This window comes from Saccharopolyspora terrae, from assembly GCF_004348435.1.
Classification (GTDB): Bacteria; Actinomycetota; Actinomycetes; order Mycobacteriales; family Pseudonocardiaceae; genus Saccharopolyspora; species Saccharopolyspora endophytica.
The window spans coordinates 56,678-70,209 of the sequence record NZ_SMKS01000017.1; the positions used below are offsets into that span (position 1 = coordinate 56,678).

At 68.0% G+C, this 13,532-nt stretch carries 12 protein-coding genes and 1 pseudogene; 2 read left to right on the forward strand and 11 right to left on the reverse strand.

The window, feature by feature from the left end; all coding sequences use genetic code 11:
* Positions 1-60: 60 nt before the first annotated feature.
* On the forward strand, positions 61-1,623 hold the full coding sequence (locus E1181_RS12760; protein ID WP_132674349.1) for an acyl-CoA carboxylase subunit beta: 1,563 nt from the start codon (positions 61-63) through the stop codon (positions 1,621-1,623).
* Between the two features lie 27 nt (positions 1,624-1,650).
* Positions 1,651-2,769: pseudogene (locus tag E1181_RS12765) on the forward strand (alkene reductase).
* 63 nt (positions 2,770-2,832) lie between these two features.
* On the opposite strand, the gene E1181_RS12770 reads toward E1181_RS12765, so the two are convergent.
* From E1181_RS12770 to E1181_RS12820, 11 genes are all read right to left on the reverse strand, one after another.
* The gene (locus tag E1181_RS12770) at positions 2,833-3,450 is read right to left on the reverse strand and encodes a TetR/AcrR family transcriptional regulator (RefSeq protein WP_132674351.1); all 618 of its coding nucleotides are present in this window, start codon (positions 3,448-3,450) and stop codon (positions 2,833-2,835) included.
* A gap of 109 nt (positions 3,451-3,559) precedes the next feature.
* Complete coding sequence (locus tag E1181_RS12775) at positions 3,560-4,294, reverse strand: SDR family NAD(P)-dependent oxidoreductase (RefSeq protein WP_132674353.1); 735 nt, start codon at positions 4,292-4,294, stop codon at positions 3,560-3,562.
* Positions 4,291-4,767, reverse strand: coding sequence for a MaoC/PaaZ C-terminal domain-containing protein (locus E1181_RS12780; RefSeq protein WP_132674355.1), 477 nt, complete (start codon positions 4,765-4,767; stop codon positions 4,291-4,293). Before E1181_RS12780 ends, E1181_RS12775 begins: the two co-directional genes overlap by 4 nt.
* A complete protein-coding gene (locus E1181_RS12785; RefSeq protein ID WP_132674357.1) occupies positions 4,764-5,228 on the reverse strand; it encodes a MaoC family dehydratase in 465 nt (154 codons plus the stop codon). Before E1181_RS12785 ends, E1181_RS12780 begins: the two co-directional genes overlap by 4 nt.
* 2 nt (positions 5,229-5,230) lie before the next feature.
* The gene (locus tag E1181_RS12790) at positions 5,231-6,112 is read right to left on the reverse strand and encodes an HpcH/HpaI aldolase/citrate lyase family protein (RefSeq protein WP_132674359.1); all 882 of its coding nucleotides are present in this window, start codon (positions 6,110-6,112) and stop codon (positions 5,231-5,233) included.
* On the reverse strand, positions 6,112-6,861 hold the full coding sequence (locus E1181_RS12795; protein ID WP_132674361.1) for an SDR family NAD(P)-dependent oxidoreductase: 750 nt from the start codon (positions 6,859-6,861) through the stop codon (positions 6,112-6,114). The genes E1181_RS12790 and E1181_RS12795 overlap by 1 nt, the downstream gene beginning before the upstream one ends.
* Positions 6,858-8,669 carry an acetyl/propionyl/methylcrotonyl-CoA carboxylase subunit alpha gene (locus tag E1181_RS12800; protein WP_132674363.1) on the reverse strand — a complete coding sequence of 604 codons (1,812 nt, stop codon included), beginning with the start codon at positions 8,667-8,669 and terminating at the stop codon, positions 6,858-6,860. The genes E1181_RS12795 and E1181_RS12800 overlap by 4 nt, the downstream gene beginning before the upstream one ends.
* A gap of 175 nt (positions 8,670-8,844) precedes the next feature.
* The gene (locus E1181_RS12805) at positions 8,845-10,152 is read right to left on the reverse strand and encodes an MFS transporter (RefSeq protein WP_165944609.1); all 1,308 of its coding nucleotides are present in this window, start codon (positions 10,150-10,152) and stop codon (positions 8,845-8,847) included.
* Between the two features lie 380 nt (positions 10,153-10,532).
* On the reverse strand, positions 10,533-11,390 hold the full coding sequence (locus E1181_RS12810; protein ID WP_132674367.1) for a fumarylacetoacetate hydrolase family protein: 858 nt from the start codon (positions 11,388-11,390) through the stop codon (positions 10,533-10,535).
* A 19-nt stretch (positions 11,391-11,409) separates the two neighbouring features.
* A complete protein-coding gene (locus tag E1181_RS12815) occupies positions 11,410-12,570 on the reverse strand; it encodes an acyl-CoA dehydrogenase family protein (RefSeq protein ID WP_132674369.1) in 1,161 nt (386 codons plus the stop codon).
* Between the two features lie 120 nt (positions 12,571-12,690).
* A complete protein-coding gene (locus tag E1181_RS12820) occupies positions 12,691-13,116 on the reverse strand; it encodes a cupin domain-containing protein (RefSeq protein ID WP_132674371.1) in 426 nt (141 codons plus the stop codon).
* Between the last annotated feature and the right edge of the window lie 416 nt (positions 13,117-13,532).

The following is a 13,532-nucleotide window of genomic DNA, read 5'->3' on the forward strand; positions in this document are numbered from 1 at the left end:
AGCAAGTAGCGGTAACATACGGTCGCTCGTTCGTTTTTAGTTGCGTACCCAGGAGTGCTGATGACCGACATCCAGGACAGCCCAGCGACCAGCGCCGAGGACGTGCACGGCGAACTCGGACGCCGGCTGGAGCAGGCCCGGCTCGGAGGTTCGGAGAAGAACCGCGCGAAGGTCCTCGACTCCGGCAAGATGCTCGTCCGGCAACGCCTCGAGCTGCTGTTCGACGACGGGTGGTCGTTCGAGGACGGCCTGCTCGCCCGCTACGACGAAGGGCTGCCCGGCGACGCGGTGGTGACCTGCATCGGCAAGGTCGACGGACGCGATGTGGCCGTGATCGCCAACGACTTCACCGTCAAGGCCGGCACCTGGGGCAAGAGGACGTTCGAGAAGATCACCCGCACGCAGGAGATCGCCGACGAGACCGGCATCCCCCTGGTGTACCTGTTCGACTCCGCCGGCGCCCGAATCGACGAGCAGTTCGAGAGCTACGCCGGTCGCCGTGCCTGGGGCAACATCTTCTACAACCAGGTGCAGATCTCCGGGCGCGTCCCCCAGGTGTGCGCGCTGTTCGGTCCCTCCCCCGCCGGCTCCGCCTACGTCCCGGCGTTGTGCGACTTCACGATCATGGTCCGCGGACACGCCACGGCCTATCTCGGATCTCCCCGCCTGGCGGAGATGGTCACCGGCGAGAAGGTGACCCTGGAAGAGATGGGCGGCGCCGAGATGCACTGCCGTACCTCCGGTCTCGGCGACTGCCTCGTGGATGACGACGCCGAGGCCATCGCGGCGATCCGCGTCTGGCTGTCGTTCCTCCCTTCGAACTGGGAGGAGAAGCCGCCCGTGGCCCCAGCAGCGGAACCCGCGTCGGCCCGAACGGTCCAAGAAGTGGTGCCGGAGCGCGAGTCCGAGGTCTACGACGTGCACGATCTCATCGACGCCCTCGTCGACGAGGACTCGTTCCTGCCCTACAAGGACCTCTTCGCCCCCGAGCTGGTCACCGGCTACGCGCGGATCGAGGGCCACAGCGTCGGCTTGATCGCCAACCAGCCGCTCCAGCGCGGCGGCGTGTTGTTCCCGGATTCCTCCGACAAGGCCGCTCGGTTCATCTGGACCTGCAACGCCTACAACATCCCGATCATCTTCCTGGTCGACATCGCCGGTTACATGATCGGCTCGGAGGTGGAGAAGCAGGGCATCATCCGCCACGGCGCCAAGATGCTCTTCGCGGTCGCCGAGAGCCGGGTGCCGCGCATCGCCGTGCTCGTGCGCAAGGCCTACGGCGGCGGGTACCTTGCGATGTCCGGCGCGCCGATGAAGCCCGACGCCGTCATCGCGCTGCCCACCGCCAAGCCCGCGCTGATGGGCCCGGACGCCGCCGTCAATGGCATCCACTACAACCGCATCCAGGCCATCGAAGACCCCGAGGAGCGCAAGCGCTTCGTGGCCGAGAAGCAGGCCGAGTACGCCGAGGGCATCGACGTGTTCAAGATCGCCAACGAGAACGCCGTCGAGGCCGTCGTCCCGGCGAACGAGCTGCGCGGGGAGCTGCACCACCGCCTGTCGGTCTACCGGCGCCGCTCCACCCCGCCCGCCGCGCGCCGCCAGGCCGTCACCCCCGCCTGAGCCCCGAGCACGAGGAGGAACGCGCGCATGGCCCGCAGCTCACTGTTCGAACCCGTTGATCTCGGAAGCTTGAAACTGCGCAACCGGTTCGTGATGGCCCCGATGACGCGAAGCCGAGCAAGCCGGGACGGAGTCCTGCCGACATCGGCGCCGACCTACTACGCCCAGCGCGCCACGGCCGGGCTGATCGTCTCCGAAGGGGTCTGAACCTCCCCCGTCGCGGTCGGCAACCCCAAGGTGCCGGGGATCTGGACCAACGACCAGACAACGTCCTGGGCGAAGGTCGCCTCGGCCGTGCACGCAGCCGGTGGCACGATCGTCGCCCAGCTCTGGCACACCGGCCGCGCCTCGCACCCCTCCCTGCAACCCGGCGGGCAGGCACAAGTCGGACCGTCCGCAATCGGAATCGACGGGTCCACCTTCGCGCGGGACGGGCGCACACCGCACGTGACACCACGGGCCCTGGAAACCCAAGAGATCCCGGTCATCGTCGCGCAGTACCGGCGCGCCGCGCACAACGCGATCGCCGCCGGTTTGGACGGCGTGGAGATCCACGCGGCCAACGGCTACCTCATCGACCAGTTCCTCCAGGACAACGCCAACGCCCGCACCGACGCCTACGGCGGGACCATCGAGAACCGCACCCGGTTCCTCGCCGAGGTCGTCGCCGAGGTCAGCGCTGAGATCGGCGCCGACCGGGTCGGAGTGCGCATCTCCCCGGCCAGCACCTTCCAGGACATGGCCGACTCCGACCCGGCCGCGCTGTTCGGCCACGTCCTCAACGTGCTCGACGAGGCCGCAGTGGCGTACCTGCACATCGTCGAGCCCGGCATCGACGGTTCCCAAGACCTCGCCAGCGCTCAGGCAGGGGCACGTGGCGCTCTCGGTTCGGCATGGGCGCGTGAGCGCTACGCGGGCAAGATCGTGGCCACGGGCGGTTACCAGGCAGATTCAGCGGAACACGCGGTGCTCAACGGTCACGTCGACGCCGTCGCGTTCGGGCGCCCCTACATCGCCAATCCCGACCTGCCGAACCGCGTCGCCGCCGGCGCGCCGCTGACGGAGTCCGACCGGGCCAGCTACTACGGCGGTGGTGATGCCGGCTACATCGACTACCCCGCGTTCCAAGGGACCGTCAGCGGTTGATGCTGCGACGATGAACGGGGTGACCGGGTTCAGCCCGGTCACCCCGTTCATCGTTGGTGCGTTTCAGTTGCTGGTCGCAGCAACGGCCGCGGAGGGCACTCCGACCTGGCGCAGGATCAGCTCGGTGTAGGTCTGGACGATCGCCTCGAGAGACATTCCACCGCGCGGCTTGTACCAGGACGCCACGTGGGTACCCATCGCGACGATCGCGTAGGTCTGCAGCCGCGCGTCGACGACCTCGGCCTTGCCCTGGGCGGAAAGTTCCTCGATGACCCCGCGGATGAGCTTCTCGTACTGGTCGCGCTTGCTGACCACCCGCCTGTGTTCCTTGGCAGGTAGCGCGCGCAGTTCGGAGTTGCCGATGAAGACCTCGCGGGCGCGCTGGGCGTGGAACCGGATGTGGGTGTCCACGCAGGCGCGCAGGGCCGCGACCGGGTCGTCCTCGTGCTCGCGCAGCACGCTTCGCAGGGCGGCGAGCAGGTCGTCCATGATGCCGATCATGATCGAGCTGAGCAGCTCGTCCTTGCCGCTGATGTGGTTGTACAGGCTGCCGACGCGGATTCCGACCTTGGCCGCCACCTCGCGCAGCGAGGTCGCTTCGTAGCCGTGTTCGTAGAAAAGCTCGATCGCCGCCTCACGGATGGCGTCAGGCGTGCGAACGCCGTTCGTGGGGCGCGGCATGCGGTGCTCCGATCCGTAGTGGGAGGCCGAAGGGCCTCGCTGGGTATTCCACACCTCATTCTAGCGGATGGCGAACAAGCAGCCGTTCGTTTACCCGCTCGTGTCATGCTCAGGAGATCGACGTGCCCCCGTCGACCGGCAGGACGTGGCCCGTGACCCACTCGTCGTCGATGAAGCGGGTGATCCATTTGGCCACCTCGGCCGGCTCCCCGGTGCGGCCCAGCGGAATGGTGGAGGCGCGCTGAGCCAGGAACGTCTCCGTGGCCGCGGAGTCCATGCCCGCCGTGGCGAACAGAGGGGTGTTGGTCGGGCCCGGAGCGATGGCGTTCACCCGGACCCCGTGGGGTGCCAGTTCGAGGGCCCAGCAGCGGGTGAGCTGGGCGACGGCCGCCTTCGACGCCGCGTAGTGGGCGTTGGAGACCGACGCCTTCAGCGCCACCGTGCTGGAGAGGTTGACCACCGCGCCGCGGACCTCGATCAGATCCGGCAGCAACGCCTGCGTCACCAGGGTCGTTCCGGTGACGTTGATGTCGAACAGCCGCCGCACGTCAGCCGCCTCCACGTCGGCCAGCGAGCCGAGGACGAAGATGCCGGCGGAGTTCACCAGGAAGTCCACCCGGCCCCACGCGCCGCGCACCTCCTCCGCTGCTGCGGCGACCTGGGCCGGGTTCGTGACGTCGACGACCGCCGTGAGCGTGCGTTCGCGACCGGACAGCCACCCCAGGCCGCCGCCGCTGATGTCCCAGCCTGCCACGTGGGCGCCGCGTTCCAGCAGCAGCTCCGCGGCCGCCCGGCCCAACCCGGAGCCGGCACCCGTTACGACCCCGACCAGATCGGACTTCATCGCTCACCGCCTTCGGGACGGCGGCGGACCATGAAGCTGCTGGAGAAAGTCATCACCGTCTCACCGCGCTGGTTGACGGTCCGGTAGGCGAGCGTCCAGATCCCGCGATCCGGTTTGCTCGTCGAGCGGGCCGCGGCGACCTCGGCTTCCGGGTGGACGGTGTCGCCGATGAGCACCGGCGCCGTGGCCCGGACCTCGTCGAGGCCGAGCCAGGCCTGCACATTGCCGAAGATGCCCGTCTGAGTGAGCAGCCCCAGCGACAACGACATCGACAGCGGGCCGTGAGCGATCCGGCCCGCGAAACCCGCTTCTCGGGCGTGGTTCTCGTCCAGGTGAAGCGAAACCCAGTCACCGGTCAGGCCCGCCCACTGGACCAGGTGCGAGTCCGTGACCGTCACACCCGGGCCGCGCAGCGCATCGCCAACCGCGAGGTCCTCCCAGAACACGTGTCCCTGCCCGGTCACCGCGCTCATGCGCTCACCTCAGCAGGACGTCGCTTCATCAGCGCAGCGCGGCGCAGACGGCAGACCAGCTCGTCGCGCTGGTTGAGCGCGCGGTGCTCGAGCTTCACGATGCCGGTATCCGGACGGCTCTTGGACTCGCGCACATCCAGCACTTCGCTCTCGACGCGGAGCGTGTCACCGATCAGCACCGGTTTCGGGAACTGCACGTCCTCGAAGCCCAGGTTGCCCACCGTGGTGCCCAGTGTCAGGTCGTTGACGTGGATGCCGGCGACCAGGCCGAGGGTGAACACCGAGTTCACGATCCGGGTGCCGAACATCGAACCCTTCGCGAACTCCTCGTCGAGATGCAGCGGCTGCGGGTTCATGGTCAGCGTCGTGAACAGGAGGTTGTCGGTCTCGGTCACCGTGCGGGTCACGGCGTGCCGGTGAATCTCACTGACCACGAATTCCTCGAAGTACAACCCTGCCATGTTCATTCCTCCTCGTTGTGCCCGGCCACGGCCAGAACGGATCGGGCGCGCTGGGCGTGGGCCAGGTCGATGTGCTCGCCCTCGAACATCACCGCTCCCTGCCCGGTACGAGCTCCGCCCTCGTAGGCCACGACGAGCCGCCGTAACCGGTCCAGTTCGGCCGCATCGGGGGTGTAGGTCTCGTTGACCGGTCCGACGTGCGACGGGTGGATGACGACCTGCCCGCCGAAGCCGAGGTCGCGGTTGGCCCGGGCGAACACGCGCAGACCGTCGAGGTCCCGGAGCTCCTGCCAGAGCCCGAGCACGATGTGCTCCAATCCTGCCGAACGAGCCGCCAGCACGACCTTGCTGCGCAGGTACAGGGTTTCCAGGCCGCCGGGACTCCAGGTGAACCCGACCTCCCGGGAGATGTCGGCGTCCTTCGCGGCAGCGGCCATCAGGCTGACCACCCGAGGAGCCGAAGCGATCTCGTCCACATTGGTCAGCGACCGCGCCGTTTCCAGCGACGGGATCAGGCCCACCGTTCCGCGCGGCAACCCGCGCTCGATCTCAGCCGCGGTGACCAGCGCGTCGTAAGCGAGGACGTCGTCGCGGCTGTACACCTTGGGCAGCAGCAACGCTGTCAGACCGGGGCGGACGACGGCCGCGACGTCCTTGCCGAACAACTCCGTCTCGAGCGGGTTGACCCGGACCACCAGGCCCGTCGGACCACCGGCCAAGCGCTCGAGGGTCCCGGCGGTCGCCGTACGCGCCTCATCCTTCGCACCGGAGGGAACGGCATCTTCGAGGTCCAGGATCAACGCGTGCGCCCCGGCGCGGACTCCCTTGTCAGCCCAGTCGGGCTTGTGCCCCGGCACGAACAGCAAGGAGCGATAGGGTTTCATCACGCCTCCTCCTCGGTGAAGCGGAACACCGCGGTCGCACCGCCGTCGACGACGAGCGTCTGACCGTTGATGTTCGCGGCGTCCTCGGACAGCAGGAATGCGCACACACCGGCGACCTCGTCGGCGCTCGAGATGTGCCGGGTGGGCGTCTTGCGGAGGAATGCCTCCATGGCAGCCGTGTTGAGCATCGGTGTGCGCATCGGCCCCGGGCAGACCGCGTTCACGGTCACGCCCTTGCCCCAGAAGTCGAGCACCAGCGCCCGGGTGAGGTTGACCACCGCACCCTTGGAGGTGGCGTAGGCGGTGAACTCGTAGCCGTTCATCCCGGCGATCGAACCGATGTTGACCACCCGGCCCGCACCGGTGGCGGCCAAGTCGCCGGCGAACTCGCGGGTCACGGTGTAGGCACCGGTCACGTTGACGTCGAGCACCTTGCGGAAGGTCGCGGTGTCGGTGGTGTCGAGCTGACCGCGGAACATGATGCCAGCCGCGTTGATCACCTGCTGCGGCAGCATGTCTCGTCCAGCCAGGGTCTCGCGCAGCTCGTGCACGGAGTCCTCGTCGGTGATGTCGACGCCGAACCCCACAGCACTCCCGCCACTCTCGACGATGGCCTGCGCCGTCCGCTGGGCGGCGTCCTGGTCGAGGTCGAGGCAGACCGCGGAACGCCCCTGGGACGCGAGTCGACGCGCGATGGCCGACCCCAAACCGCCTGCGGCTCCGGTGATCAGTGCTGTTCCGGTGCTCATGCGGGCACCACCACGGCCAGCGGAGCACCGGCGGTGACGACGTCTCCCACCGAAACGCCGACCTCGCCGACCGTTCCATCGGCAGCCGAGCGAACCGGGTTCTCCATCTTCATCGCCTCCACCACGAACAGAACCTGCCCGGCCGTCACGACGTCGCCGTCGGCGACCTTGACCGCGATGACCGTTCCTTGCATCGGGCTGCTCACCGCTCCCGAACCACCAGCACCGGGCCCTCCTGCGGCCTTTCGCTTGGTCCCGCTCCCCCGCGACCGGCGTGCGGGCGGTTCCGCCGGGGCCGCAGCACCTGCCCCTGCGAAGAAGGGGATGACGTATCGCCGGCCGCCGACCCAGACCTCGTCCCGCCCGCCTTCGTCGTCCTCGGCATCGGGCGCCTCCTCGGCCACGACGCCGACCGCAGCGGGGAACTCGACCGCGCTCTCCAACCACCGAGTGGTGAACGTGACATCGGCGAAGTCGCGATGAGCCAGAACGGCCTTGGCGGCGGGGATAGTTGTCGGCACCCCGTCAACGACGAGTTCGTCCAAGGCAGCCAGCGTGCGCCGGATCGCGGTGCCGCGGTCCGGGCCCCACACGACGAGCTTGCCGATCATGCTGTCGTAGTGCGGTGCGACCTCGTCGCCGCTCTCGTACCCGGAGTCGAACCGCACCCCGGGGCGCATCGGAGCCTGCAGGGTGTGAATCGGCCCAGGGCTGGGCACGAACAGGCCACCCGTCGGGTCTTCGGCGTTGATGCGGCACTCGATCGCGTGTCCGCGAGGGGCCGGTCCCGACGTGGGCTCGCTCAACCGCTGCCCGGCCGCGACCCGCAGCTGCTCGGCGATCAGGTCCATGCCCAGCACGGCCTCGGTCACCGGGTGTTCGACCTGGATGCGGGTGTTCATCTCCAGGAAGTAGAACCGCCCGTCCTCCACGAGGTATTCGACCGTGCCCGCGCCGACGTAGCCGACCGCTTTCGCCAGCCGGACGGCGGCCTCACCCATCTCCGCCCGCAGATCGTCCGGCAGCCCTGGTGCCGGGGACTCCTCCACCAGCTTCTGGTGGCGTCGCTGCACCGAGCAATCGCGGTCACCCAGCCACACGGCGTTGCCGTGAGCGTCGGCGAAGATCTGCACCTCAACGTGGCGCGCCGCCGACAGGTAGCGCTCCAGGTAGACCTCGGAGTTTCCGAAGGCGGCTCCGGCCTCGCGACGGGCCGCGGCCAAGGCCTCCTCGGCCTCGTCCGGCCCGGCGACCGTGCGCATCCCCCGTCCGCCTCCGCCGAAGGAAGCCTTCACCGCCACCGGGTAACCGTGCTCAGCACCGAAGGCGCGAACCTCGTCAGCGCTGGTGACCGGCTCGGTCGTACCCGGAACCTGCGGGACACCGGCCTGCGCGGCGACCCGGCGCGCAGCGACTTTCTCCCCCATCACCTCGATGGCGTCGCCGCTCGGGCCGATGAACACCAGCCCGGCGTCGGTGACCGCGCGAGCGAACTCGGCGTTCTCGGCGAGGAACCCGTAACCGGGGTGGACCGCGTCCGCGCCGCTGTCCTGCGCCGCGCGGACGATCCTGGTGATGTCCAGGTAGTTCTCGGTCGCAGCGGTTCCGGGGAGTGCGACCGATTCGTCTGCGAGACGCACGTGCAGCGCCTTCTCGTCAGCGTCGGAGTGCACGGCGACGCTGGCGATGCCGTGCTCGGCCAGCGTGCGGATGATCCGGACCGCGATCTCTCCGCGGTTGGCGACGAGCACCTTCGACAGAGCCCCAGCAGCTCCTCGTCCTGCCTGCTCTCGCGGCACCTGGCCCATCGATCTCTCCCTCGTTAACGAACGTGCGCTCGTTTTTCAATCTAGGCTTGCACGTGATGCCCGGTCAAGAAATGCAGGTCACAGCACCCACATAGGCGAACGATTGTTCGCGAAGCAGAGCTGATACCGGGAACAGCGGCCGCAGGAGGACCGCCGCTCCCGGCATCGCCGGCGATCAGAGGTCCTCGTGCAGCGCCCTCTTGTAGTGCTCCGGCAGGAGAACCGTCGCGATGATCGACACCAACACGAGCCCTACGCCGATCGCCGAGAGCGCGAAAGTCCCGTTGCTCGTGTTCTGGAAGATCCACGCGGCCACGAACGGAATGGGCGCACCGAAGATGAGCCCGGCGAAGGTCATGCCCAGCGCGGACCCGGTGTAGCGCATGCTCGTCGGCAGCGCCTCGGAGAAGAAGGCCGCCTGGGTGCCCGCGGTGATCTGGATACCGCACAGCGCCAGCGCCACCACGGCGACGCTCGCCGGGAAGTTCATGCTGTTCATGATCGGGAACATAGTTCCGGCCGCAATGCCCTGCATCGTCAAGCCGACGATGAACATCTTCTTGCGCCCCACGCGGTCGCTGAACCTGCCACCGTAGATCGCGGCGGGCACCGAGATGAGGTTCGCCATGACCAGCAGCGAGAAGGTCACGGAGTTGGCGTATCCCAGCTCCTTGGTCATGTAGTTCACGGCGTAGGTCACGCAGATCCAGAACAGACCCGTCGACGCGCCCCAGGACAGAACCAGCTTGAGCACCGTTCCCGGACGGCGCCGCAGCACGGCCAGCGCCCGTTCCTGCGGAACCTCCGAGGCTTCGGCTCGCTGCCGGCTCTCCTTGAACGCGGTCGTCTCCTCGATGCGCCGGCGGATGAACATGCCCACGCCGAGGAGCAGCACGCCCATCAGGAAGGGCACTCGCCAGCCCCACGAGGCGAAGGCCTCTTGGGACAGCACCGCCGCGAGTCCCGCTAGCACGACGGAAGCCATCGTCTGCGCGAGGGGCGAACCGATGGCGAGGATCCCGCCCATCATGCCCCGGCGGCCGTCGGGCGCGTGCTCGACCACGAGGATCTGAGCGCCGCTGGCCTCGCCTCCGAGGGCGAAGCCCTGCAGGAAACGCAACGTCACGAGCAGGGTCGGCGCCAGGATCCCGGCGACGGCGTAGGTGGGCAGCAGTCCGATGAAGACCGAGGCCAGACCCATGAGCACGAGCGTGAACATGAGGACGTTGCGCCGGCCGATCCTGTCTCCCAGAACACCGAAGACGATGCCGCCCAGCGGCCGGGCCAGCATGCCGGCACCGAAGGTGGCGAAGGAAGCCAGCACGGCGGTGTTGTCGTCGAAGCTCGGGAAGAACAGGCTCGGGAACAGGGTGGCCGACAGCGTGCCGTAGACGGCGAAGTCGAACCACTCCATGGCGGTTCCGAAGGTTCCACTGGCCACGGCTCGTCGCGCGGCCCGCTCGTCCCCGGGTGTTCTGGTCACAGGATGAGTCGCCTGTCGTGTGGATTCGGTGAATTCAGACATGGGAAGTCTTTCTGCTCGGACTGAGGTGGCCGACCGCAGCGGAAGCCAAAGTTCACATGGAAACGAACATCCATCCGTTCGTTATTTGCGAAACGACGTCTCACCGATTCGCAACGGTTCGCTCAGGAGTGGGATGAGCGAGGAGGCCGGGGACTCCAGCCGCTCGCACCTTCAGAGCGAATGCGGGTGGCGCTGTCCGAGGAAGAACTCGATCTCCAGGAGCGGTCGGTCTGCTCCCAGCTCGGCAACGCTGACGAGCGGGCTGTCCATCTACACCTCCTATGAACGTGCGTACGTTTTTCTCACTCGACACGTCAGGCCCTGCGAGGCCGGCGTCCTCAGTCCTCGCCGACGATCGCGTTCCGCAGTACGCCGACCCCGGACACCTCCACCTCGCAGACATCACCGGGTTTCATCCACAGCGGGGGCTCTCGGCGGGCACCGATTCCGCCGGGTGTTCCGGTGACGATGACGTCTCCCGGTCGCAGCTCGGTCCAGGACGAGCAGTAAGCGACGATCTCCGGGATCGAATAGGTCAGGTCCGACAGCGGCGCGCGCTGAACCTCCGCGCCGTTGAGACGGGTGGTCAGCTCCAGCTCCGCCAGGTCCACGATCTCATCCAGCGTGACCAGCCAGGGCCCCATCGAACCAGTAGCCGGGAAGTTCTTGCCCGGGGTGAACTGGTGGGTGTGCGACTGGAAGTCCCGGATCGACCCGTCGTTGAGACAGGTGACCCCGGCAATGTGGTCCAGGGCGTTGTCCTGCGCGATGCGGCGGCCTCCACGACCGATGACCAGAGCCACCTCCCCCTCGAAGTCGAAGCGGTCGCTCTCGGCCGGACGGACGAGCGGCGCGCCGTGCCCGACGAAGGTGTCCGGAAACCGGGTGAAGATCACCGGGTACTCGGTTCGCTCCCGCCCGGTTTCGATGCGGTGCTTCTCGAAGTTGAGCCCCACGCACAGGATCTTCTGCGGGTCTGGCACCACTGGCAGGAGCTCGACGGAGTCGAGCGCAACTCGGTGCGCGGTGTTCGCCGCCGCGGTGACCGCGTTCCCGATGCCATCGGCTCCAGCATCGCCGAGCGCGTAGGCCAGGGTCGGCCAGCCCGGATTCGCGGCGGCCAGGTCGAGGATCTCGCCATCGACGAGCGCACCCCACGACCGCCGGTCAGCACTTCGGTAGGACAGCAGCTTCATGGTCTCAACGACTTCCGGTTCAGTAGGAGCGCGGCAGGCCGAGCCAGCGCTCGCCGACGAAGTTGCGCAGCATCTCGTTGGTCAGCGGCGCGAAGGTGTACAGGCGGGCATCGCGGAAGTAGCGCTGCATCGGGTACTCGCGGCTGTATCCGGCTCCGCCCATGACCCGCATCCCCGCATCGGTGATGTCTGTGGCCGCATCAGCAGCGGCGATCTTGGCCATCGCGGAGAAGGTGTCCGACTGCCCATCTCCCGCACTGGCCGCATCAGCCGCTCTGGTCAGCAGGCCGCGGGCTGACTCCACCCGCACGGCCCCATCGACCAGGCTGTGCTGCAGGGCCTGGAAGGCCCCGATGCTCCGGCCGAACGCCTGCCGCTGGGAGGCGTAATCCACCGCGCTGCGCAGTGCTCCGCGCGCGATGCCCAGCGCAACGGCGGCGGCATTGAGCCGCTCACCGTTGAGAGTTCCGATCACCTGCCGGAACCCCGCTCCGACCTCGCCCAGCACGGTCGATTCGTCGAGTCGGACGTCGTCGAAGGTGACCTCGCAGGTGTCGAGGCCGTGGATACCGGCGGTGTCGAGCACGCGCACCGAGATCCCGTCGGCGCCCAGCGGCACCAGGAACATCGTGATGCCATCGATCGCCGAGCCCGCATCCTGTGCCGTGCGGGCCAGCACGATCGCGTGCCCGGAAGTCGCTGCTCCCGAGATCCACGTCTTCCGACCGGTGAGCACCCACCCCGAACCGCCCTGGACGGCCTTCGTGCGCATGGCGCGGGCGATGTCGGTTCCGCCGTCCTCTTCCGAGAGCGCGAACGCGAGCCGCTCGCGCCCCTCCGCGAGCGGCGCGAGCACGCGCTTGCGCTGCTCGTCGTCGCCGTAGTGGCTGAGCAGGCGCAGAGCCATGTACTGCACGACCAAGCAGACGGCCATCGAGGTGTGGCCGGCCCCGAGTTCCTCCAGCACGACGATCTCGTGACGGGGGTCCGCATCTTCGCCGGTCGCCGGGTCAGCACCCAGGCCGATGAGCCCGGCGGCACCGAGGTGGCCGTAGAACTCCTCGTCGAAGCTCTCCGACTCGTCGAGCCGGGCGACGTGCTCGTCCGGCGCGTGGTCGGCGAGGATCGACCGGATCAGTTCTCGGATCTCGGCCTGATCCGGTGAGTCCGTCCCGACCACGTCGACCTTCCATCCCGCGGGGCGATCCTGACCGCCTGCCATGCCGCTCTGCATGCTCGAGCCTTTCTGCCGCCTACCGCCGTGCGGCGTTCAGCGCCGATGTGTTCCGAAGGGGACTGGTCAGGCGCGCCGATATCCGTCGAGGGTGCTGTCGTCGACATCGTCGAGGTTGACCACGATGTTGTCCGGCGTCCGGCAGGTCAGCCAGACCAGCTCGTCGGTGGTGCTCATGTTGCCCTCGACGTGCGGCATGAACGGCGGGACGAACACGAAGTCACCCTCGGCCAGGTCCACGTGCTCGGAGTAGTTCGGGCCGAACCAGATCCGCCCCTTGCCCTTCAGGACGTAACCACCGGTCTCGGCTTCACCGTGGTGGTGCGGCAACGAACGGTATCCCGGCTCGTTGCTGACCTTGCCGTACCAGATCTTCGTGGCGGGCGTGTGCTGCGGACCAACACCCGAGATGCGCACCGCGCCACCGGACTGCCCCGTACCGGTGTCCTCCTGGCCGCTCCGGGTCACAACGGGAACATCGTCCTTGGCCATCGCTCCTCCTCATCGACTCAGACGCCCGAAGCGTAACGAACGTGCGATCGCTCGTCTACTGTCATTTTTGACTAGACCAGCAGTTCAGAGTCTATATAGACGAGCGCGTGTTCGTTTATCAGCGACGATGCAGCGCAAGATCCGCCCGGACCCGGCACCCGCGGCGCGCTCTCATCACCGCCCGCTGGTCCCGGAGCGGAATCTATGGAGATCGATAGGACGCCGCAAACTGGACCGCCGCGATGAAGAACTACAGGCTCGCCAGCGAGCACCACACGCTGCCACCGGGACGCAACGGTTCCTGGTACTGACCTAAGCGCGATATCGGCAAGTTTGTCTCGCCGACGCCACCCGGGACACCCCACGGAACCCGCCCTCGGTAGTGAACACTCCGTGTTCACGCAGCTCAAGACACA